This is a genomic window from Bdellovibrio sp. (genome assembly GCF_036384735.1).
Classification (GTDB): Bacteria; Bdellovibrionota; Bdellovibrionia; order Bdellovibrionales; family Bdellovibrionaceae; genus Bdellovibrio.
Window position 1 is genome coordinate 1 of record NZ_DASVLT010000011.1, and the last position, 21,662, is coordinate 21,662.

At 44.1% G+C, this 21,662-nt stretch carries 24 protein-coding genes; 11 read left to right on the forward strand and 13 right to left on the reverse strand.

All coding sequences use genetic code 11. The features are described 5' to 3' along the window. The coding region (locus tag VF412_RS03860) for a YihY/virulence factor BrkB family protein (RefSeq protein ID WP_331337891.1) at nucleotides 1–870 on the forward strand (870 nt) is incomplete at its 5' end. Here VF412_RS03860 and VF412_RS03865 read toward each other — a convergent pair. From VF412_RS03865 to VF412_RS03875, 3 genes are all read right to left on the reverse strand, one after another. Continuing rightward, nucleotides 848–1,225 carry a hypothetical protein gene (locus tag VF412_RS03865; RefSeq protein ID WP_331337892.1) on the reverse strand — a complete coding sequence of 126 codons (378 nt, stop codon included), beginning with the start codon at nucleotides 1,223–1,225 and terminating at the stop codon, nucleotides 848–850. The two genes, VF412_RS03860 and VF412_RS03865, sit on opposite strands and share 23 nt — an antisense overlap. Nucleotides 1,226–1,316: 91 nt before the next feature. Further along, nucleotides 1,317–2,363, reverse strand: a complete 1,047-nt coding sequence (locus VF412_RS03870; RefSeq protein WP_331337893.1) for an NAD(P)-dependent alcohol dehydrogenase — start codon at nucleotides 2,361–2,363, stop codon at nucleotides 1,317–1,319. A 107-nt stretch (nucleotides 2,364–2,470) separates the two neighbouring features. Next, nucleotides 2,471–2,953: a hypothetical protein gene (locus VF412_RS03875; RefSeq protein ID WP_331337894.1), complete on the reverse strand. Its 483-nt coding sequence runs from the start codon at nucleotides 2,951–2,953 to the stop codon at nucleotides 2,471–2,473. Nucleotides 2,954–3,032: 79 nt separating this feature from the next. On the opposite strand from VF412_RS03875, the gene VF412_RS03880 reads away from it, so the two are divergent. Continuing rightward, nucleotides 3,033–3,344, forward strand: coding sequence for a peptidylprolyl isomerase (locus VF412_RS03880; RefSeq protein ID WP_331337895.1), 312 nt, complete (start codon nucleotides 3,033–3,035; stop codon nucleotides 3,342–3,344). A 46-nt stretch (nucleotides 3,345–3,390) separates the two neighbouring features. On the opposite strand, the gene VF412_RS03885 is transcribed toward VF412_RS03880, so the two are convergent. The 5 genes from VF412_RS03885 to VF412_RS03905 all read right to left on the reverse strand — a co-directional run bounded on the left by VF412_RS03885 (nucleotide 3,391) and on the right by VF412_RS03905 (nucleotide 8,876). Next, nucleotides 3,391–4,263, reverse strand: a complete 873-nt coding sequence (locus VF412_RS03885; protein ID WP_331337896.1) for a DMT family transporter — start codon at nucleotides 4,261–4,263, stop codon at nucleotides 3,391–3,393. An 84-nt stretch (nucleotides 4,264–4,347) separates the two neighbouring features. After that, nucleotides 4,348–6,420: an MGDG synthase family glycosyltransferase gene (locus VF412_RS03890; protein ID WP_331337897.1), complete on the reverse strand. Its 2,073-nt coding sequence runs from the start codon at nucleotides 6,418–6,420 to the stop codon at nucleotides 4,348–4,350. A 239-nt stretch (nucleotides 6,421–6,659) separates the two neighbouring features. Continuing rightward, on the reverse strand, nucleotides 6,660–7,058 hold the full coding sequence (locus VF412_RS03895; RefSeq protein ID WP_331337898.1) for a glycine cleavage system protein H: 399 nt from the start codon (nucleotides 7,056–7,058) through the stop codon (nucleotides 6,660–6,662). Between the two features lie 18 nt (nucleotides 7,059–7,076). Beyond that, complete coding sequence (gene glnA / locus VF412_RS03900) at nucleotides 7,077–8,492, reverse strand: type I glutamate--ammonia ligase (protein WP_331337899.1); 1,416 nt, start codon at nucleotides 8,490–8,492, stop codon at nucleotides 7,077–7,079. 45 nt (nucleotides 8,493–8,537) lie between these two features. Continuing rightward, nucleotides 8,538–8,876: a P-II family nitrogen regulator gene (locus VF412_RS03905; protein ID WP_331337900.1), complete on the reverse strand. Its 339-nt coding sequence runs from the start codon at nucleotides 8,874–8,876 to the stop codon at nucleotides 8,538–8,540. A gap of 278 nt (nucleotides 8,877–9,154) precedes the next feature. Between VF412_RS03905 and VF412_RS03910 the strand changes: the two genes are divergently transcribed. Together VF412_RS03910 and VF412_RS03915 are read left to right on the forward strand one after the other, a co-directional pair. Further along, nucleotides 9,155–9,757, forward strand: coding sequence for a gamma-glutamylcyclotransferase family protein (locus VF412_RS03910; protein ID WP_331337901.1), 603 nt, complete (start codon nucleotides 9,155–9,157; stop codon nucleotides 9,755–9,757). Beyond that, nucleotides 9,750–10,229 carry a tRNA (cytidine(34)-2'-O)-methyltransferase gene (locus VF412_RS03915; RefSeq protein WP_331337902.1) on the forward strand — a complete coding sequence of 160 codons (480 nt, stop codon included), beginning with the start codon at nucleotides 9,750–9,752 and terminating at the stop codon, nucleotides 10,227–10,229. The genes VF412_RS03910 and VF412_RS03915 overlap by 8 nt, the downstream gene beginning before the upstream one ends. On the opposite strand, the gene lepB is transcribed toward VF412_RS03915, so the two are convergent. Beyond that, nucleotides 10,226–10,894 (reverse strand): signal peptidase I, encoded by a 669-nt coding sequence (lepB, locus tag VF412_RS03920; RefSeq protein ID WP_331337903.1) that lies wholly within the window; start codon nucleotides 10,892–10,894, stop codon nucleotides 10,226–10,228. The genes VF412_RS03915 and lepB overlap by 4 nt on opposite strands. A 79-nt stretch (nucleotides 10,895–10,973) precedes the next feature. On the opposite strand from lepB, the gene VF412_RS03925 reads away from it, so the two are divergent. Beyond that, on the forward strand, nucleotides 10,974–11,186 hold the full coding sequence (locus VF412_RS03925; RefSeq protein WP_331337904.1) for a helix-turn-helix transcriptional regulator: 213 nt from the start codon (nucleotides 10,974–10,976) through the stop codon (nucleotides 11,184–11,186). After that, on the forward strand, nucleotides 11,183–11,452 hold the full coding sequence (locus VF412_RS03930) for a hypothetical protein (RefSeq protein ID WP_331337905.1): 270 nt from the start codon (nucleotides 11,183–11,185) through the stop codon (nucleotides 11,450–11,452). Before VF412_RS03925 ends, VF412_RS03930 begins: the two co-directional genes overlap by 4 nt. A gap of 1 nt (nucleotide 11,453) precedes the next feature. Here the strand turns inward: VF412_RS03930 and VF412_RS03935 are convergent, their stop codons facing one another. Further along, complete coding sequence (locus tag VF412_RS03935; RefSeq protein ID WP_331337906.1) at nucleotides 11,454–12,587, reverse strand: patatin-like phospholipase family protein; 1,134 nt, start codon at nucleotides 12,585–12,587, stop codon at nucleotides 11,454–11,456. 140 nt (nucleotides 12,588–12,727) lie between these two features. On the opposite strand from VF412_RS03935, the gene secA reads away from it, so the two are divergent. The 4 genes from secA to bamE all read left to right on the forward strand — a co-directional run bounded on the left by secA (nucleotide 12,728) and on the right by bamE (nucleotide 17,459). Further along, nucleotides 12,728–15,418: a preprotein translocase subunit SecA gene (secA, locus tag VF412_RS03940; protein WP_331337907.1), complete on the forward strand. Its 2,691-nt coding sequence runs from the start codon at nucleotides 12,728–12,730 to the stop codon at nucleotides 15,416–15,418. Nucleotides 15,419–15,538: 120 nt separating this feature from the next. After that, entirely contained in the window at nucleotides 15,539–16,267 is a 729-nt protein-coding gene (locus VF412_RS03945; RefSeq protein WP_331337908.1) for a hypothetical protein, read from the forward strand. Continuing rightward, nucleotides 16,248–16,862: a hypothetical protein gene (locus tag VF412_RS03950; RefSeq protein WP_331337909.1), complete on the forward strand. Its 615-nt coding sequence runs from the start codon at nucleotides 16,248–16,250 to the stop codon at nucleotides 16,860–16,862. The genes VF412_RS03945 and VF412_RS03950 overlap by 20 nt, the downstream gene beginning before the upstream one ends. A 150-nt stretch (nucleotides 16,863–17,012) precedes the next feature. Then, entirely contained in the window at nucleotides 17,013–17,459 is a 447-nt protein-coding gene (gene bamE / locus VF412_RS03955) for an outer membrane protein assembly factor BamE domain-containing protein (protein ID WP_331337910.1), read from the forward strand. Here the strand turns inward: bamE and VF412_RS03960 are convergent. Next, nucleotides 17,456–18,070, reverse strand: coding sequence for a hypothetical protein (locus VF412_RS03960; protein ID WP_331337911.1), 615 nt, complete (start codon nucleotides 18,068–18,070; stop codon nucleotides 17,456–17,458). The genes bamE and VF412_RS03960 overlap by 4 nt on opposite strands. Nucleotides 18,071–18,253: 183 nt before the next feature. Between VF412_RS03960 and VF412_RS03965 the strand changes: the two genes are divergently transcribed. Continuing rightward, nucleotides 18,254–19,075 carry a hypothetical protein gene (locus VF412_RS03965; RefSeq protein WP_331337912.1) on the forward strand — a complete coding sequence of 274 codons (822 nt, stop codon included), beginning with the start codon at nucleotides 18,254–18,256 and terminating at the stop codon, nucleotides 19,073–19,075. Here VF412_RS03965 and VF412_RS03970 read toward each other — a convergent pair. Beyond that, entirely contained in the window at nucleotides 19,072–20,574 is a 1,503-nt protein-coding gene (locus VF412_RS03970) for a long-chain fatty acid--CoA ligase (RefSeq protein WP_331337913.1), read from the reverse strand. The two genes, VF412_RS03965 and VF412_RS03970, sit on opposite strands and share 4 nt — an antisense overlap. After that, nucleotides 20,564–21,562: a ketoacyl-ACP synthase III gene (locus tag VF412_RS03975; RefSeq protein ID WP_331337914.1), complete on the reverse strand. Its 999-nt coding sequence runs from the start codon at nucleotides 21,560–21,562 to the stop codon at nucleotides 20,564–20,566. Before VF412_RS03975 ends, VF412_RS03970 begins: the two co-directional genes overlap by 11 nt. Between the last annotated feature and the right edge of the window lie 100 nt (nucleotides 21,563–21,662).

A 21,662-nucleotide genomic window follows, 5' to 3' on the forward strand; every position in this document is an offset into this window, starting at 1 on the left:
AAGATATGGGAAAAAACTAAAAAGATTTTAGGAAAAGACTTCTTATCGAAGCTGGGAAGAGACGACATCTTTGAAATGTCGGCGTCCTTGGCCTATTATACAGCTCTGTCTTTAGCTCCTCTTTTAATTCTGATGCTCACATTTATCTCATTAATTCATCAAGAATTTCGGAATCAACTTTTAGTTCAAATTCGAACTCTTGTGGGCTCTCAGGCGGGGGCTATCATTCAAGATATTGCAAAGAATGTCGATGATCGCGCAGATCTTCGACAATGGGCCGGCCTAATAGGTTTTGTTACCTTGATGTTTTCGGCAGGAGCAATTTTCGGGGAACTTCGAACATCGCTTAATAAGATTTTTGAAGCAAGCGATACGAAGGAAAAGTCAGACGGCGGAGTGATTGGCAGCTCATGGAGCTTTTTAAAGTCGAAGCTTTTCAATATGGGAATGGTCTTAACTTTTGTATTTATCTCGATAGTGTCCTTGATTGTATCGTCGGTGATCTCAATTTCACTGAAAGGGACCGAGGCCCTTGTGGGGCAGACCATTAATTTTTTGGTATCTGTCTTTATTTTTGCGGTGCTATTTGCGGGTATTTACTATTTTTTGCCGCAAACAAAGGTCGTGGGAAAAGTGGCTTTTACTTCTGGAGTGATCACAGCTTTATTGTTCTCGATTGGAAAAAGCTTGATTGGTGCTTATCTTGGGCAAAGTGCGGTAGCTTCTCTATATGGAGCCGCAGGGTCTTTTATTGTTTTATTGATGTGGGTTTATTATTCCGCGGCGGTAATTTTTTTCAGTGCCGAGATTGCTCAACAAATTAATAAAGACGTGCTTGGTTCGATAACTACTGGCGAACAACACATGTAAAATTGTCGTAAGGAAATTGCTCGATAGGAACGCCGGTTTTTGGATCAAGTAAAAGCAAATCAAAGCGTGATCCTTTTTGCTTAATTAAGGCCTGATATTGTGGAAATGGGCTATCAACCAACATCTTCCCATTCATGGCCATCACAGTCTTCCAGCCAAAGTCTTTTGAATTGTTATAACCCACCATTACGATCAGATGGCTGCGATAGATATTGGTCACATTATCGCCGGTGATCTCGTACTTAAAAAGCATATCTTGATCGGGAGCAGATCCGCGGCAGCGCACGCTGACTTCTTCAGCCATGGCTGACTGAAATAAAAAAATGCTGAAAAGTACAGCGACAAGATACTTCATAGGACCTCCAAGAGCCTTATGTTCGCTGATTTAAAATAAAAAAGGGAATGGTTTTTCGCCACTCCCTTTAATTTTTGTTCCTGAAAGGAATTTATGCGTTCAAAGACTGGATATCGATGACGAAGCGGTATTTCACATCACTGCGAATCATACGCTCGTAAGCTTCGTTGATCTTCTGAATTGGAATCATCTCAATGTCAGAAACGATATTGTGTTCAGCACAGAAATCCAACATTTCCTGAGTTTCTTCGATGCCACCGATCAATGACCCTGCTAAACGGCGACGACCCATAATCAAAGCGGCCGCGTGCAGTTCTGGCGGTTTGTCAGGAAGGCCGACAAGAACCATTGTTCCATCACGGTGAAGAAGTGAAAGGAATAAGTCGTAGTCATGAGGTGCTGAAACTGTATCTAAGATGAAATCAAAAGAATTCAGATGCGCTTTCATCTGATCCATATCTTTTGAAATAACAACTTCATGAGCGCCAAGACGTTTTGCATCTTCGACTTTAGAAGCGGAAGTTGTGAACACCACGACGTGGGCTCCCATCGCATTTGCCAGTTTTACACCCATATGTCCAAGACCACCTAAGCCGACAACACCGACTTTTTGTCCTTTAGAAACTTTCCAATGACGAAGTGGAGAATAAGTCGTGATACCCGCGCATAATAGTGGAGCAACCGCAGCCAAGTTTAATTTCGGAGAGATCTTCAAACAGAACTCTTCACGAACGACGATGTTTGAAGAGTATCCGCCAAATGTAGGCGTGCCGTCTTTATTTTTGCCGTTATAAGTTCCAACAAAACCATTTTCACAGAATTGCTCAAGACCTTCTTTGCATGATTTGCAGTCAAGGCATGAGTCCACCATGCAACCTACTCCTGCAAGATCACCAACTTTGAATTTTTTTACTTTGCCACCAACGCCGATAACTTTACCAACAATTTCGTGTCCTGGTACCATGGGAAACATTCCGCGGCCCCATTCATCGCGAGCTTGGTGAACGTCAGAGTGGCAAACTCCGCAGTATTGAATTTCGATGTGCACATCGTTGTCGCGAAGATCGCGTCGTTCAAATGAAAATGGTGCAAGGGGAGCTTTAGGTGCCGGAGCGGCATAACCTTTTGTCTTGAACATAGGAACCTCTCTCTGAAGATTGAGGTTCAAGTATAGACGAGAGTTCGCGTCGGCGAAAATTGCTAATTTACAGAGGACGTGGCGTCAGGACCTTATTTTTTTTCGGACTACTTAGTTTTTTCAAGGACATACTGACGAGATTCAGAATAGTTATCCAGTGAACTGGCTTCCTCGTAATCAGAAGTCATAATGTATTGATTCCCGATTTTTTTCAAAGCGATCTTACCTTGTTGATAAATTGGTTCGTTTGTTGCCGAAAAATTATACGTATAATTCAAAGTATCTTCAGTGAAAGTTGCGGACTCAAGCACTTGTCCTGGATATCCTTGAGAGTCGTCATCGTGTTGAACTGTGCCTTCTGTCATGCAGTGAAGTGAAGCAAAACCATCCCTTTTAATTTCTTTCACACAGAGTTCATCACCGCGAACGTAAATTTCGATGGCGGTGCTCCAGCCTGGATTGCTCGCTGGTTGATCGTTTTCAAAATATTCTACTGAAACCACTTTGTAGCTGCCAATAAAACGACTGTAGTTAGGATTCGCGAAAGCAAATACAGGGGTCAATGTCATCAGAAGTAAAAGTGATTTCATGAATTCTCCTTTAGCGCATGTTTATTCTTCAAAGTTTTCTCGCATTGAGCAAATAAAATCCTGATACTAACAAACACAAGTGGCGAAATTAGATTCCGCCTCGTACACTGTATTTATGAAGACGATCCGCGTTTATCACATCCTCGTAAGTAAAGAATTTGAAGCCCAGGATTTGCTGCGATCATTGAAAGAGGGAAAATCTTTTGAAGAGCTTGCAAAGAAATATTCAACATGTCCTTCTTCGCAAGAAGGCGGCGATCTTGGTGACGTGAATCCGAATCGCTTGGATGATGATTTTGCGGATGCGGCTTTGGCTTTAAAGCCCGGTGAAATTTCCACAAAGCCAGTACGGACACGTTTTGGTTATCACTTAATCAAGAGAATTTCATAAAATCTATTCAGAGACGTGAACTGGGAAAATGGTGAGCGCGTCTACGCTAAGTCGCTTTCTTTTTTAATGTCAGGATATTTCCTAATAGACACAAGACTACGCCAGAGAAAATATATGGCGTCCACTTGAATCCTTCAAAAATACTCGACAATGTTAGAGCGATCACGGGTGATACGACGCTTGTGTAGGCCGCTTTTTCTGCGCCAATGCGACCTGATAATGTTAGGTAGGCGCCGAAGGCAATGACGGACCCAAACAAAGCCAAATAAAGTAAAGCTCCTAAAAATTTAGGGGTCAGTGGAATGGCAAGATTCTGCTTGAATAGAAGTGCGATCAACAAAGTAAAAAAGCTTCCATAGAACATCCCATAGGTGTTTGTCACAACCACCGGAATTCCCTTGCGATAAGTCTTCTGTGAAAGCATATTTCCTAAAGAGGAACCTATTGTAGCCGTAGCACCGATAACGATTCCCCAAATAGTTTTAGCATCGGAATTCAATTTCAAAATTTCATTTAAGAATAAAAGAATGATTCCCAAACCACCTAAGACAGAACCCCATACCACATTTTTAGTGATGGGCTTTCCGAAAAAGAACCACATTCCAAACATGTTGAAATAAACCAAAGAGGTAAAAGCAACAGCTGTCATTCCCGAACTGACCATGGTTTCAGAGATATAGAAAAGCATGTAGTTGATCGAAAACATACAAATGCCCTGGCCCAGAAACAACAAATGATCTTTCTTGTCATATTTCATCGGTTTTTTTGAAGCTAGCGCATAGATCGCTAAAAGAATCGCTCCAAGAAGAAAGCGATAGAAAACAGAGGTGATCGGGGACGCATCTCCAACCTGGAAAGTAATCACTAACCAAGTCGAGCCCCAAATAAGAGTGCATACGGAATACAAGAAAAGATTCATGCATTCAACCTATCACAGAAACAAAAGCCCGCAACCTGTTCGGCAGCGGGCTTGAACTTATTTATCGATTTTTTTGCGAGCTGCCTACATAAACACAGCTTCGCAACGAAGACCTGTCAGAGCTTGAACCGCTTCTTTCGCCGGGCGAACTCTTTCATAGCGAACTTCAGAAGAATCTTTATCTACAGACAGTCTTGCTACGACTTTGTTTTCGATCTTGTCACGACCTTTACGGAACATATCCAAGATCGCGCGTTTGATTTGATAAAAGCTCAATGGAAAACCAGCAGTTTTGTACTCATTCTTAGAGCTTTTCACATAGCCATAGTGGATCAATGAACTTTGCAAGTCACCGCGAGCCTCCGCAGCTTTCACGGCAGCGTCGAAAACATCCAAAGGCAACTTCACTTTACGATTTTCAAGTTTTTGATCGGATACAAGACCTGCGGCGCTTAGAGCCTGCAAAGTCACATCTGCGCAGTTGCAACCTTTCGCATCGTAGTTCATACGACCTTGTGTCCAATCAGCATCAATTTTTGAAAGCTGTGCGATCATCGCTTTTTTGCTTGCGTCACTCAGTCCGTCGATACGAACCGAAATTGTGTCTTTCGCATAAGCCTGACCTTGCATGCCTGTGAACTCTTCATTCTTATAGTATTCTTGAACCGAGTACAGGTATTCATTCAAAGTTGTCTTGTGAATCACGTGAGGCTCAGTGCCACGTTCGGCCATATGGTTGATTGTGTAAACGTCATTGCCAACACGAATCGCGATGTGACCGAATGGATTGCTTTCTTTGCCATCACCAAGATATTTGCCATTTTTAGATTTTGCGTAGCTCAAAAGAACTTCCACATCACCTGGAAAATCTTTATCAAGTTTTGCAAGAGCGGCTTCAGAGCCTTGAACCGCAGCGCCTTCTTTAAGACCAAGATCAAAGCGGATGGACTCTTGAGATTTGGGTTCTGCATTCCATTTTACGATATAATCTAAATTCACAGAGTTGCGATACTCGCGCTGGTGTTCCATCATTTTTTCCATCAAGGCCGGATTTGCCAAAACATCCGCAGCCTTTTGGCCAAGATCTTTTGAAGAGTCTACGACTTCCGCCATTTCAGTCTTTTTAAAGAACACAGCGTTTTCTGCTTCGTGACCGCCATATTCATTGATCAACACCAGAGGGCGCATCAATAACGCACCTTCAGTTGGAGACAAGCCACCTGCTTTTGTTACGTAAAGGTCCGCAACAGAGACAAGATCGATCAACTGTTTGTTCGGGATAAAGCCAAGTGGTTTCAATACAACATTTGAGGGAAGTGTTGCAGCTAGTTTTTCCAAATCTGCCTTTGCTTTTTCGTTTTTACCGCAAATCGCTACGATTTGAATGGGCTCTTTGAATTGATTTGCCAATGATTTGATCGCAGTTGGGTAATCTTTCAAACCTTCAGACCCACCTGACATAACGAATGTCACTGGTTCTGCCTGCAATCCCACGGCTTCAAGAACTGGTTTTCTTTGCGCTTCACCTGGCTCGGGCAAGTTCCGAACTGGAATACCAGTTACCGCAACCTTATCTGGATTTACACCGACATCTTGCCAAGAGTTGGCAAGTTCCGAGTGACCCAGGAATGTTTTATCAAGACGTTGTGAAATGCGTGGGAAGAAATGTTCAATATAATCTGTATGGACCCAAGCGGTTTTGATGCCTGGAAGTTTACCTGACGTTTTCAAATTGCCAAGATTGATAGCTGATCCGTAGTGAGTTGCGATCACAGTATCAGCGTGAGAAGACTTAATATATTCCAACAAAGCTTCTTCGCTATAACCTGTTTTGATTTCGGAAAGGTCGTTCACTTGCAGACCATTTTCCATGGATTTCAAATAGGCTTTATTGAAAGTTTCTGGAAGATTCTTAAAGACAAACCAGTAAAGTTTCTCGTCAATTTTACGAGCGGTTGGACCCATGAAATCACGGATGTTTTTAAGCTCTACTTCGGCATTTGGATTCTGCGCTTTAATGCGTTCCTCGATTGCACGAGAAGCACTCAAATGTCCCATACCTATAGATGAATATAGAATGAGGGTCTTTTGAGCGAAGGCCCAACTTGATATAAATAGGCTTAATAAAAACGTCGCAACTATACGCAGGGATCTCATGGATTCCTCCTGCTCCGTTAATGTTCAAAGAACGGACCGTCGCCGTTAAACTTTGTTAAATTTCCTTTGAACTTTGGATGTCTCAGCGTGAGACGAAATTAGAGGTAAAAAGCTGTTTAACTATTTAGCAGGGTACTGCCGAGGAATGACAGAAATCTCACCGAATCTTGAGCGAAAAATGAAAAACCCGCAGTTTTACTGCGGGTTTTAGAATAAATCCTAGTTTAAGAAGAGAAGAATTAGTCTTCATCATCCTCGTAATCATCGTCTTCATCTTCATCGTCCTCATCATCTTCGTCTTCTTCATCCTCATCGTAGTCTTCATCAGCTTCGATGCGAACAAGCCAACCTTCTTCGTAAGGGTCTTCCATGATGATAGAAGGATCCTCAACAACCTGAGTATTTACTTCGATGATTGTTCCTTCAACCGGAGAATAAATATCCAATGGACCGTCATCAGTTTCGATAGTTCCGATCACAGATTCTGCGTCAACTTTCTCGTGTTCAGCGGGAAGCTCTACAGAGTTGATTGATTCAAAGTCTTCAAGGCCATCTTCGTTGATGCCAATAGTGATGATTCCATCTTCTTGGCGGATCCACATATAGCCCATGAAATTTCTTACGTCATCTGATGCCATTTACTCTCCGTCGTCGTTTTAGCAATCGTAATACAAGTGGAATTCGTAGGGAACAGGTCTTTGTTGAACCGGACGAATCTCTTTGTCGATTTTGTACTGAACCCAAGTTTCAATCAAGTCGTCAGAGAAAACATCGCCTTTTTTCAAGAAACTGCAGTTCGCCATCAGGTTATTCAATGACTCTTCCAAAGTTCCAGGAACAGAAGGAATCGCCGCAGCTTCTTGAGGAGGCAAACCGTAGATATCTTTATCAAGGGGATCACCTGGATGAATCTTGTTGATGATACCATCTAGACCCGCCATCAAGATCGCTGCTTCTGCCAAATAAATATTTGCGCCAGGATCTGGAGTGCGGAATTCAATACGTTTTGCTTTAGGATTTGGTCCAGAGTTTGGAATCCTCATCGCAGCTGAACGATTTTTAAAGCTGTAAGCAAGTTTCGTTGGAGCTTCGAAACCAGGAACCAAACGCTTATATGAGTTTGTCGTCGGATTGATGATGCCGCAAAGAGCCGGTGCATGTTTCAACACACCACCGATATAGTAAAGAGCCATTTCAGAAAGACCCGCATACTTGTTACCCGCGAAAAGGTTTTTGCCATCTTTCCATAGAGACATATGGATGTGCATTCCTGAACCGTTATCGCCGTACAATGGTTTCGGCATGAACGTCGCAGTTTTACCATGACGAGCACACACGTTTTTCACGATGTATTTGAACCACATCATTTTATCGCCCATGTTCAAAGCCGTGTCATATTGGAAATTAATTTCACATTGACCTGCAGAAGCCACTTCGTGGTGATGACGTTCAACGCGCATTCCGCATCTTTCCATCTCAAGGCAGATTTCAGAGCGAATGTCTTGCAAAGTGTCTGTTGGAAGAGCAGGGAAGTAACCTTCCTTAGGACGGATTTTGTAACCAAGATTGTTGTTACCTTCATCGCGACCTGTGTTCCAAGCAGCTTCATTGCTGTCGATCATATAGAAGCCAGAATTTGTTGTTTGTTCATAACGAACATCATCAAAGATAAAGAATTCAGCTTCAGGACCGAAGAAAGCTGTATCAGCGATACCAGTTGATTGCATGTATGCGATGGCTTTTTTCACAACCTGGCGAGGATCACGATTGTAAGCCTGAAGAGTTTCTGGCAAGCACACGTCACAGATCAAAGACAATGTTGGAGTTTCCATGAATGGATCCATCATCGCAGATGCAGGATCTGGCTTAATGATCATGTCTGATTCTTCGATACCTCTCCAGCCGCGGATCGAACTTCCATCGAAACCGAAACCGTTTTCGAAAGAGTCTTCTTCAAGTTGATGAAGAGGAATTGTAAGATGTTGCCAAGTTCCGATCATATCACAGAACTTAAGATCAACCATTTTAGCGCCTTTTTCATGCGCAAACTTCAGGGCTTCTTTAGCGGTCATTTTGCTGTCTCCTTGCAAAACAGAGTTTCCAAAAAATTTAATAAGTTATAAAGCTTCTTCATTTTTTTCGCCGGTACGAATACGCAGCGCTGATTCCACAGGAATCACAAATATTTTTCCGTCGCCGATTTTTCCAGTATGAGCAGTTTTCCGAATAGCTTCCACGGCACTGTCCACGAGGGCTTCAGGCAGAACCACTTCCAATTTAATTTTTGGGAGAAAGTCGACGACGTATTCCGCACCTTTGTAGACTTCTGTACGACCTTTTTGACGACCGAAACCACGAACTTCAGAGACAGTCACTCCCTCTACGCCGACTTCCGCTAGGGCATCGACGACATCATCAAGTTTGAAGGGTTTGATAATCGCCTCAATTTTTTTCATTTGGTCTCATCGTTCTACAAGGTTCTGCTACAGAATGAAATCTCACCAGTGTGCGCTTCTGGAGAGGATAGCAAACACGCTGTAGAAAGCAAAAATTCCCTGAATGAATTTAATTTATTTAATTGCCATTAACGCGAAACAGTAAGTGTCACCAAGTTGGAAAAAATGAAAAATTGCCGCATTTAACTTCACAGAGTAGTTGCTCAGGTGTGTGGCATTTGGTACACACGGGTCCGCTTTAAGGAAAAACCAATATTGTTGTCTGACCGGGGGGGATAATGACTGCAAAACGTTTTTTCATCTATGGCTCGTTGAGCGAGGGGATGATTCATTTCTCAAAGATCCAGAACTTCGTGGAATCACTAGCTTTTGCTAGAATTAAAGCCACAGCCTATCGTTTAAAAGTGGGTTTTCCTGCTTTGACGAAAGGTGGCAGTGACTTGGTTCCGGGACAGCTGATGGAACTCAAAGGTTCCGAACTACTAAAGACTCTTTTGGATGAATTCTATGGATTCAACCCGTTAGATCCAGAGCAAAGTCTTTACTCTAAAGAAGAGGTTGATGTGTATGTCGAAGGCTCCTCAGAGCCTGTGAAGGCCTACACCTACTTTTTGAATCCATTGAAACTTCCTGTGAACGCAGCGTTGATTCCAGGTGGAGATTGGAAAAAATCCATCGAAGATCAGCCGGCACTCACTTCGAAGCTGACAGAAAAGCAAATGACTTATATTCAAAGATTAGGGCGTTCGACAGGCCGAGAGATCGTCCCTATTGACTTGGCTCTTTACCGCGAATTGATGAATCTTGAATTGATCGTGGATAAAGGTCGCCGTCTAGCACTTTCTAAACTTGGCCAAGAGGTTTTCAGACATCTTGCCTAATTCAGAGAAACTTTTCCGCATTGTATTGATCGAGCCCGAAATTCCACAGAATACGGGGAATATCGGGCGCACCTGTGTAGCTACAAACTGCGAGTTGCACCTTGTGGGGAAGATGGGCTTTGAAATCAATGATACCAATCTAAAACGTGCGGGGCTGGATTACTGGCCTCATCTAACATGGCATCGTCATGTGACGTTTGAGGATTGGTGGCAGAAAGTGGAAGACCCTTCCAGGGTATGGTTTTTCACGACGAAGACAAAACGCACTTATTTCGAACCAAAATTTCAACCAGGTGACTGGCTCGTCTTCGGGAAAGAGACCAAAGGCCTTGATCCCGATCTGCTTGCGAAGTTTCCAAATCAAACGGTGACGATTCCAATGGTCGGAGAAGGCGCGCGCAGCTTGAATCTTGCAACCAGCGTTGCGATCGCGGCTTACGAGGGCCTTCGTCAGAATCAGTTTTCTGTCTAATCGAGCTTGTGTAAAATCCTTTGGAAATCCATAGCGGGAACAAGTTTTGTGAAAGTGATATTCCACAAAATCCTTTCTGCTTTTCCTTTGAGGTTTTCCCTTTTCACAAAGCCCCAATAGCGGCTGTCTTCGCTATTGTCGCGGTTGTCTCCCATGAAAAAATAAGAATCTGCGGGAACTGTGATGTCCAGGTCATCGGCATGAGCCCACTCAGGTAGGCGCTGCACACTATAGTGATGATCGGCCAATGTTTCTTGGTAGTGGAATGTTTGATTTGTTTGTGCTTGCAGACCGCGTTCGCCTTCATCAGTGCCTTTAAGGGGCTCGCCATTAATAGTGATAAAGCCATTGTGAACTTGAATGTGATCGCCGGGAACGCCAATCAAACGCTTCACAAAGATTGTCGAGTTGTCGACGGGCCAAATGAAGACCACAACGTCGCCACGTTGTGGCTCGCCTGTTTTTACAAACATGCTTTCGGTGAATGGAACTTTCAAATTGTAAGCAGCTTTGTTTACTGCGATGTGATCACCGATATGGATACTTGGCTCCATAGAGCCAGAAGGCACGCGGTACTGATCCGCAAAGCACCAGCGCAGTGCCATAAGAACTAAGATGCCCGCTATGAAGCCCTTGTTTTTCTTAAGTAAATCGAGAATTTTCATATTATCTCCGACAAGTATGTAAGACATAATGTAAAGTATGCTTTACAAAAAGTAAAGTTAATAGTACACTGAGATCCAGATGAAGTTAGAAAACAAATTGAAGCTCGCCCGGGTTGCTCAGGGTGATCTGACTCAACAAGATTTAGCAGACAAGGTCGGATGTTCACGTCAGACGATTCATTCCATCGAAAGTGGAAAGTTTGTTCCGTCAGTAGAGCTCGCTTTGAAAATTGCTAAAATCTTAAATAGCAAAGTGGAAGATATTTTTTATTTCTCTGGGGAGTTGTCGTGATCAACATTCTCGTCGCACTTTCAATTCTTATCTATCTTGGTTTCAACTTTTGGGATCGTAAGCAAATCAAAGATGAGCGCGCGCAGTTGATTGAACTAAAAGCGTCTGAATTACAAAGCAAAGTGACGCTGATCGCTCTGATGGGTCTTGCAGCTTATTATTATGTGAACCCGGCAATGCCTGCGTGGATTTGTTTGCTGGTGATTAATATCGCCAATTTATACTCTGAAATTGCCGGCAAATTATTTTGGCGCTCACGTTTTTAGTTTACTGTGAAAGAAATTTTTCAATGGCTTCTTTTTCGCGCATGCCATCGGCGAATCCGATTTCAACCAATTGTTCGCAATAAGATTTTTCGAAAAGCAGGTAGCTAATCAGTTCGCTGGATTCTGAAAGTGATCCAGGTCCACTTAGGATGTAGCGAATCAGTCGTGGAAGCTTGTCGCTTTTTTGATAAGCCAGTTTTGAAAAATCTACGGACGGAGCAATCCATAAACACTCTACTTCACGCACAGATAAGGTCTTTTTTTGTTCTTGAGTTAGCAACGCTAAGTGATGATTTGTCTGGGTGATGCGTTCAACATCAGATTCAAGTCCATCCATCATCACCGAGTGAAAAATGACGTTGATTAATCTTGCCATGCTAGGTGACGATCCACTTTCAGAGTGATGATAGGTGTACCAAGTATCCAGCTTGCGACGAACACCAACAGCGATAATCCTTTCTGCACCAAGATAAATCGCAGAGGCACAAGGGGACTGATTGCGAATGCACCCATCACCATAAAAACGATCACCAATTTTCACAGGTGGAAATAAAATTGGAATTGCTGCAGAGGCCATGACGTGATCTACGGTGAGTTGCGCTTTTTCACCGCGATGCATGGGGCGCTCCCAGGTTTTCAAATCGGGTTTGCCTTGGAAAAATGTTTTTGAAGAAATGCTGTCATACTCAAGCGTAGAAATTGAGACGGCGTTCAAAATTCCTTTATCGATTTTTCTTTGAATGTTTTCGAAATGACAGGATTTCGTTAAGAGACCTCTCAGTGGCGTCGTACTGAAAATCGAGCGCAAAGAGGTGCCGTTTTCTTTTTTTCGGAATGAAAAATCTGTAACCCAATCGAAGCTTCCCCGAGACAACGTTAAAAGATCGGCATAAAAGACAGAATCTGTCGAAATCTCGGACCATAGTTGTGTCAGTCGAGTTGCTGACTTCGCGAAATTTCCGGGAAAGCCAGCGACGATGGCCGCATTGATCGAGCCAGCACTCACACCTGTGAGGAGCGGAAATGGATTTTCAAGTCCGTTACGCGTGGCGACCTCAGAGATAGCAGCAAGCACACCTGCCTGATAGGCGCCGCGCGCTCCTCCTCCTGAGAGAACAAGTCCCAGATTGAGCATGAGAATTCTCCTCTGGATTCCATTGTAAGTTTCAATCTCATGCGTCGTGAAGAGGGCCTTTAGTCTAGGTGCGCCTTTTACAGTCTAAAAAGTGTCAAGTGCTTGCAGGCATTATACATTTGAGGCTATTCTCAGGGACTATGGTAACACAGATTCTTACAAAAATTTTTGGTACGAAGCACGACCGTGAAATGAAAAAGCTCCAGCCTCTAGTGGATCAAATCAATGCTCTTGAACCGAGCATGAAGGCACTCACGGATGAACAACTTAAAGCAAAAACGCCGGAATTCCAGGAGCGTCTTAGAAAAGGCGAAACTGTTGATGATATTTTGCCAGAGGCGTTTGCTGTTTGTCGTGAAGCTTCAGTACGTGTTCTTAGCATGCGCCACTATGACGTTCAATTGATCGGTGGTATCGTTCTTAATCGCGGCAGCATTGCCGAGATGAGAACGGGTGAAGGTAAAACTCTGGTTGCCACTCTTCCAGTTTACTTGAATGCACTGACTGGTAAAGGTGTGCATGTAGTAACAGTGAATGACTACTTGGTTCGTCGTGATGCCGAACACATGGGTCGCTTGTACGGATGGTTGGGTCTTACAACGGGTATCATCGTTCACGGCTTGAACGATCAAGAGCGTAAGCAAATGTACGCTTGCGACATCACTTATTGCACGAACAACGAAATTGGTTTCGACTATCTTCGTGACAACATGAAATTCGATTTGAATGATTACGTTCAACGTGGTCACAACTTCGCGATTGTGGATGAGTGTGACTCGATTCTAGTCGACGAAGCTCGTACTCCATTGATCATTTCTGGTCCAGCGGAAGCTTCGACTGAGAAATACCAAATCGTTGATGCGATCGTTCCTCACCTGAAGCGTGATGTGCACTTCACGATGGAGGAGAAATCAAAAACAGCCTCTTTGACTGAAGAAGGCAACGCGAAGGTTGAAGAGTTGTTGGGCGTAGGAAATCTATACGATCCGCAAAACATCGAACTTCTTCACCACGTTTACCAAGCGTTGAAAGCTTATCATCTTTACCGTTTGGATGTGGAATACATGATCAAAGACGGTGAAATCGTGATCGTGGATGAGTTCACTGGCCGTTTGATGCCGGGTCGTCGCTGGAGCGATGGTCTTCACCAAGCGATCGAAGCTAAAGAAAAAGTAGAAGTGAAAAGTGAAAACCAAACTTTGGCGACAATCACTTTCCAAAACTACTTCCTAATGTATTCAAAGCTTTCTGGTATGACGGGTACTGCTGATACAGAAGCTGTCGAGTTCCAGAAGATCTACAAACTTTCTGTCAACGTGATCCCGACAAATAAACCAATTCAGCGTCAAGACCAAGAAGACGTTGTTTACAAATCAGAAAAAGCGAAGTTCAAGGCTATCACTGCTGATATCAAAGAAAGAACTGCGAAAGGCCAGCCAATCCTAGTGGGTACGGCGTCTATCGAAAAGTCTGAAGCTTTGAGCTCGTTCCTTCGTAAAGAGGGAATCAAACATGAAGTCTTGAATGCGAAACACCACGAACGTGAAGCGGAAATCGTAGCGCAAGCGGGTCGTAAAGGTGCGGTAACTATCGCGACAAACATGGCCGGTCGTGGTACCGACATCATGTTGGGTGGTAATGCCGAGATGCTTGCGAAAGCACAAGTAGGTAACGATGACAGCCCTGAATTCCAGGAAGCTTACGCGCAAATCAAACCTCGTGTTGAGGCAGAACGGGCGGAAGTTCGTGCGGCGGGTGGTTTGTATATCATCGGTACGGAACGCCATGAGTCTCGTCGTATCGACAACCAATTGCGTGGTCGTTCGGGTCGTCAAGGTGACCCGGGTGAGTCTCGTTTCTATTTGTCACTTGAAGACAATTTGATGCGAATCTTCAATGGTGAGCGTATTCAAAAAATCATGGAAATGTTGAATATCCCTGAAGATGAACCCATCACAGCAAAAATGGTGACGAACGCAATTGAAGGCGCTCAACGTAAAGTGGAAGGTCACAACTTCGATATTCGTAAAAACTTGATGGAGTACGACTCTGTCATGAATGCGCAAAGAAATGCGATCTATGGAATGCGTCGCCGTGTTCTTGAGGGTCAAGAGATCGAGCGTACTGTTTTAGATATGTTGGGCGATGTTGTTTCTAACATGCTTGATACTTACGTTCCTGAAGACGGTAAAAAAGAAGAATGGAGCATCGAGGGTTTGAACAACTCTTTGGCGCAGACATTCGGCTTTAAATTGGATCTTGAAAATGGTCCGGTTAATGGCGAAACGGTTCTGGAAAAAGTTCGTGAGGGAGTTAAAGCGACTTACGAAAGACAAAAATCTTCAATGGGACCATTCTTTGAACAAGTTCAGAAAATGATCCTGCTTCAATCGATCGACAATCACTGGAAAATGCATTTGGCAGTGATCGATAAATTGAAAGAGGGTATCGGCCTTCGTGGTTATGCTCAAAAAGATCCATTGATCGAGTATAAAAAAGAGGCTTTTGATACTTTCGAGAAGCTAAATAACACAATCAAATCTGATGCGATTGAAAAGATCATGCGCGTTCAATTGGTTGCTCAACAGTCCGAGGCTGACGTTCTAGAAAGCCTTCGTCCTGAAGAGGCTGATTTGGATGATTTGAACTATTCTTCGCCATCTGAAGCGGACATTGGACATTCATTGCCACAAACTGCGGCGGCGTCTTCAGTTTCTGAAGAACCTCCGAAGCGTAAAATGACTTTCCAAAGTGGCCCTGCGCAAGATGACCGAGTGATGAATCGTGAGGAACGTCGTCGCTTGGAGAAAAGCAATAAAGGAAAACGCTAGTTGATTCCTTGTCCGAGTTGCCACAAGCCGGTAGAGATTCTTGATAAGCATTTGGGGACCTTGTTTACTTGTCCCCACTGCGGCGCAGTTTTCTTTGTCAATTTTGATGGTCAACCGGAAATGGCAAACCACGAAGCGGAACCAGAGACTCCTGTTGGGGAGCCCACTGCGTACGGTGCTCCTCCCGTCGAAGCTGATCCTAATCAAGGGTATGGCGAGCAAAATTTCTCTGCACAAAATGATTTCCAAAATCCCGACGTAGACAATTCTGCGGAGGCTTTTGCATCTTCGGAACAAAACTTCGGCAACGAGGCAGAGCAAAATTACGGCGAACAATCGCAACAATACGGTGAGGCTCAGGAATTTAATGGTGGGCAGAGTTTTGATCAAAACTCTGCTGGTTCCACAAATACCGAATTCTCATCGGCCAGCAATGATTTTGAATCTTCGCAAAATGAATATGGCGAAACTCCTTCCGAGGAAGCGCCAGTTGATTTCAGCCAGACTTTGGATCAAGTTCCAGCTCAGGCTCCGGCGCCAATGTCGGTTTCTGACAGTGCTGATTTTTCGGATGTGACTAACTTTGCGAATGCTGACACAACGGCGGGTCCGATTACCTATGTGGTTGTTATTGATGGCATTGAATCAAGCCAGCTCCTCTATCAGTTAAAAGAGGCTATGACAGACTCACGTTTTGGATGGGATGTCGCTGATCTTTTAAATCAAGTGGGGGGTGGACGTTTGGTGCTCCCAGCTTTGAGTCCAGCTAAAGCATCCGTTCTGATCAACCGAATTAAATATCTGCCTTTTAAAATTTCGTGGAGGCAAGATGTTCTCTCAGGTTCTTAAGTTTTTCACTGTTTTCTTGATGGCTTTCGCAGCTTCGTACGCGCATGCGGGTGAGGAAAAGAAGGAAGAGAAAAAAGAAGAGGGCAAGAAAGAAGGCGAAGCCGGCAAGGAAGAAAAGAAGGAAGTGAAGTCTTCCGAAGATAGTTATTCCGTTGTCGCTGCTCGCGTAGCGGCCTTAGAGGCTAAAGTAAAATCAGGCCAAGAAGAAATCGAAAAATTAATCGAAGAAAAGCAATCTACAAAAGATCCTGCTAAAGTCAGCGAAATCGTAAAACAGATGTTGGGCATTCATAAAGAATTGCAGAAAAACGTCAAAGACTACGATCAACAGCGTGCCCTTTTGAAGTATCGTTATCCTGAAAAAGGTCTTACGGGCGAACGTGAATACGAACGCATCGACGTTAAATCCATCGAAGACATGGAGTCGCAAATGAGTCTGACAACGAGTGTGAATCGCACGCTTAAGAAAGTCCGCAGCCAATACGATACTCCGGAAGATGTAAAAGCCCGTGCTGAAAAGTCAGCAGAAGAGGCAAACAAGAAGTCATCGCCATCCACACCTAGTTTGACAGAGCCTGTTGTTCTAAAGAAATAGGCTGTCGAAATTTTCGTCTGACATAATAGTTCGTCTATGAGTTCGCCAGGAAAAAAGCGGATTTATTTTTCTGCATCGTTTTGATACAAGAAAGCGAAGTCCGCTTTCGTGGTTAAGGGTAAACTGATATCTTTTAAAGATGGGGGAACTATGCTTCGACATTTGACGATTCCGTTCGTCGCAGTTACGGTGCTGTTCACATCGGCCTGCCAGACTTCCATGGTAAAGCAATTTGAGGAAGTAAGGCCTGGCATGGAGAAAGCCGAAGTCTTAGCTATTATGGGCAGCCCCCAGCAAACCCAACGCTTCCACGGTAAAGACCGGTGGTTCTATAATTTCTATGACAGCCACATTCACTTCCAGAAAGAAGTGCAGTTCTTTGACGGCAACGCCATTTACGTGGGCGAACATTGGGAGCCAGAAGTCAATCAATCTGCCGCCGCAATCGATGCACGTAATGCAAAACAAGATCAAGAAGTTGCTGATCAATTAGCAAAGGATCAACAGCAACATCGCGGCGATTACGATGCCTATCAATCTAAAACTCGAGGGGAAGATAAAGTTCGCTACGTGCCTACGTTCGAACAGATTCGTTAGTTATTAACGTCTTCGAGGGCTAGCTCTTTACCCAGAACGGCGCGGAAATCCTTCGCGCTGACTTCCAAAGAATCTTTTTTCTCGCCGAGAAGTTTCACATCAGTCACTTCCCATTGAGTGTTTCCAGAACTTTCAAAATTAATCACAGAAGCTTCTATATGACTTTGATCATCACTGATATTGCACGGAGCTTTAATAGTCTTTTGGATATTCTGTGATGATGTCAGTGTAACTTCGATTTCTTGGAAGCGTTCACACACATAAACTTTATTGCCGCTAAGGCCGCGGACATAAAATAATCCCATTGTCACATTCACGGAGTCTTGGAATTTCGTAGCACGGGCATCGCGCAGAATTTGATATTTAAAAGTTTTCTGCAGCTCAGAATTTGAAAGGCCTGAAAGATCGATGCTGGCTTCTTCAGCATTAAATTCGCTCACGGGTTCGTCGGAAACAGAGGCGATCCCGCGTCCACTTGAGGCGGCAGGGGCGAATGGAAGAGAAGCTTTGTCGAAAATAGAGAACATGGCACTTGAAACAGGTGTAAGCACCAGCAGAGCTGCGATGCTTTTTAATTGCCATGAAAGCTTGAGTTTTCGAGCCTCAGTCATTTGGAGCCCCCACACCTGATATTCTACACTAGGGCTAGGGTTCGATGCGAAGAAAACTCGCAGAGGACCTAGACCAAAGTTTCATTTTGAAACGTTTCGTTTCCTCTGGGAGAGCACGTCGGGGACTAGAAGTTCAACAACATTTTGTTTTTACAACAAATTCATGTTTAATTGGGTGATGTTATGTTCGTTGATATTGTATTTTCATTCTTGCTGAGTACTTGGAAAAGTCTGCCTGAGTTGGGTTTTGATCCAAGCTATCGTGGAGTCATTTTATCTGAAGCAGCGACCTTGTGTGGTTTAGAGCGAGCCCATCTGCTGGGTTACGATGGTCAGTGGCACGAAAAGGAATCTTTGAATATTCCCATCGAATGTTCGGATGCCTTGCCGCCTTATTCTTTGACAAAGATAGAAGTGAAGAGTGAGACATTGAACTCGTTATCACAGTCATCCGCATGGGATCAGCGTGTGAGCCTGAAGGTCAACGGTAAGGATTTTTTTACGATCTATCTTCGCCAAGATAAACATTTCGTCGGCGCACACTCGAGTAACGGCTGGTCTATGTGGGTGGAGCGTCGTTCAGGTCAATTTCGATTCGAGTACTTAGACCAAATGCATACAAACCACTTGCGCATGAAGGCTCTAGGAATTCTAAATCCGCTTAAGGGTGGGTTTTCCAGTGTGCAAAATCTGGAAGCTTTATATGTCGAAAACAAAGACGGAAAAGCACAGACTGCGATTACGATTAGTGGTTCCAATGAGGGCGGTCTTCGCACTTTGATTTACAGAGATCAAAGAAACGAATGGATCCAGACCGATGATCAATGCTCATTGAAGCAAGGTTGCAAACACAATTCCACATTTCAGGTGGATCAGGGTATGGCAACAAAGTTTGCAAGTGTTCGTTGTAAGATGGTGGATGATTTTATTAATGGGGGATTGCCTCTGGCATTCACAAGCGTGATGCCTGAAGAGGTGGTCCCCCAAGTAGGAAACTTTCGTTAAGCCATTTCCTGAAGCTTACGCTTTAAAATTTTACCGCTATCGCCTTTAGGCAATGAATCAATAAAGATGAAATGCTTCGGAATTTTGAATTTTGCCAAATTCTGTAGGCAATAATCCATCAATTGTTGCACTTGAAGATTTTCACCTTGGCGCACAACGAAGGCTTTTCCGACTTCGCCCCATTTTTCGTCAGGGACGCCAATCACAGCGACTTCCAAAACCCCTGGGCAGGTACGCAGAACTTGTTCAAGCTCAACAGGGTAAACGTTTTCACCACCTGAAATGAACATCTCTTTTTTGCGACCTACAACATAGTAGTAGCCTTCAGAATCTCGGCGCACAAGATCGCCCGTGTAGAGCCATCCGTCCCGAATTGTCTCTTTCGTGGCTTTTTCATTGTGCCAGTAACCCTGCATGCAGGCGGGACCGCGCAATATCAATTCGCCGATCTCATCAGCACCCAATTCGCGACCGTCGTTATCAACAACTTTCGCTTCAACATAGAAGTTCGGGAATCCGATAGAACCGATCTTGCGAAGTGCATCTTCTTCGTTCAAAGAGAATACACTTGGGCCGAACTCTGTCAGGCCATAACCCTGACGAACTGGAATGCCTTTTTTATCCCAAACTTTAATGAGCTCGATGGGCATTGGTTCGCCGCCAACAATTGCATAACGAATCTTTGAAAGATCGCATTTTGTAAACATCGGCGAGCGAGCCATCATGTCCATTGTTGTCGGCACGCCGAACAGAATTGTCGCATTTTCCTTCGCAGAAAGTTCTAAGATTTGATCTGCGTCGAATTTCTTCAAAATCACGATCTTTGCGCCACGGTGAAGGAATGGATTCGTCAAAACATTCCATCCACCTGTATGGAAGAATGGAAGAAAGCTGACCGTGCAATCATTTTGCGAAATGTTCAGACGGAAAGTTGTATTGATCGAGTTCCAGAAGATCATTTTATGAGTCAGAACCGCACCCTTCGGAGCGCCTGTCGTGCCAGAAGTGTAAAGGATCATCACTGGATCTGCTTCTTCAGGGACAAAGGGATAGATCTCTGAAGAGGATTTCAAAATATTTTCGGCGAAGCTGTTCGGGCCTTGAAGAAGAAGTTTTTCCACTCGGACCGTTGTCGGAAGATGTGCGATAATATTTGCGAAGGCCTCTTGATGCAGAACTAATTTTGGAGCGGAATCCGTGATGATGTGATCCACCTCGCGTTGAGTGAGGCGGAAATTCACTGGGACCATGATGGCGCCCAAACGTTGCAAAGCAAAGAATAAGATCACGTATTCAAGTTCGTTCGTCGCAAGAACCGCAACGCGGTCCCCTTTGCTGACGCCGAACTCACCGCGAAGGTAGTTAGCTCCGCGGTTCGCAAGTTCAAAAAGTTGGGCATAGGAAAACTCACGCCCCGTTTCGCCATCTTTAATAGCGATATTCTGCGGAGAATACAGATTCCATCTTTTTAACCAATCGAGTTCGATATTAGCAGTCATAGCCCCATTCCATTGCAAGAGCGGCCATGCTCATACCACCGCCAGAGCCCAACATAAATACCAAATCACCTTTTTTCATTTTCTTTTGGCGGGCAGCATCTGCGATGGCCATACCAATTGAAGCTGAGCCTGTGTAGCCGAAGCGATCCATAACGTAGTGAGCGCGGTCGCGAGACAAATTCAACTTGTCCAAAGTTTCGTAAATGCTTTGTACGTTAAATTGGGTGATGAAGAAGTGGTTGATCGCAGAAGCTGGTTTTTGCAAACGATCCAAAAGAACGTTCGTCAAACGCGGCCAGTGAATACCGTTAGTTTCAGGTGGAATACGTTTTGGGAAAGCTAGCAAATGCTGCTTATTCTCGATCACACAATGAGTAATCGGCTGAGCTGAGCCGCCAGCATAGATTCCCATATAGTCGTGGTATTGGCCATCTGTGTACATTTGACTGTCGATGAAGCCAGAGTTGTCTTTAGAAGGTTGAATTACAACCGCACCGGCACCGTCAGCAAACAATGATGCAATTTTGTAATCATCAAAATTCAAATATTTGGACATTGCGTAAGCGCCAACGACCAAAACATTTTTGTATTTCGTGTCCGCTGCGATGTACTTGCTGGCCATATCACAACCCACAACGAAGCCAGCGCATGCAGTGTTGATGTCGAATGTGCCTGCGTTCGCTGCTCCCATGCGGTACGCAACGACAGAAGCTGTTGAAGGTGAAAGATAATCAGGAGTATCCGTAGATACGATGATCAAATCCAAATCCTTAGCTGTGATGCCCGCGTTTTTCATCGCTTCTTCAGCCGCAGGAATAATAAGATCAGATGTGCGCTGATCTTCCTTCATCCAGCGACGTTCTTTAATGTTGCGGCTTGATTCCAAGAAAGTGCCGATATCTTTTTTATAAAGATCATTGAAGTATTGATTTGTGATCACACGCTCTGGTGCGTACATTCCAGTTCCAACAATTACTGCGCGTCTCATAGTATTTTCTCCTCGGGTCTGCACTTCAACTTCGTCGAAGTAACTTATATATATGTGCCCATCTACAAGACATTTTCGCTGCTTTTGCAAGCACTAAAAA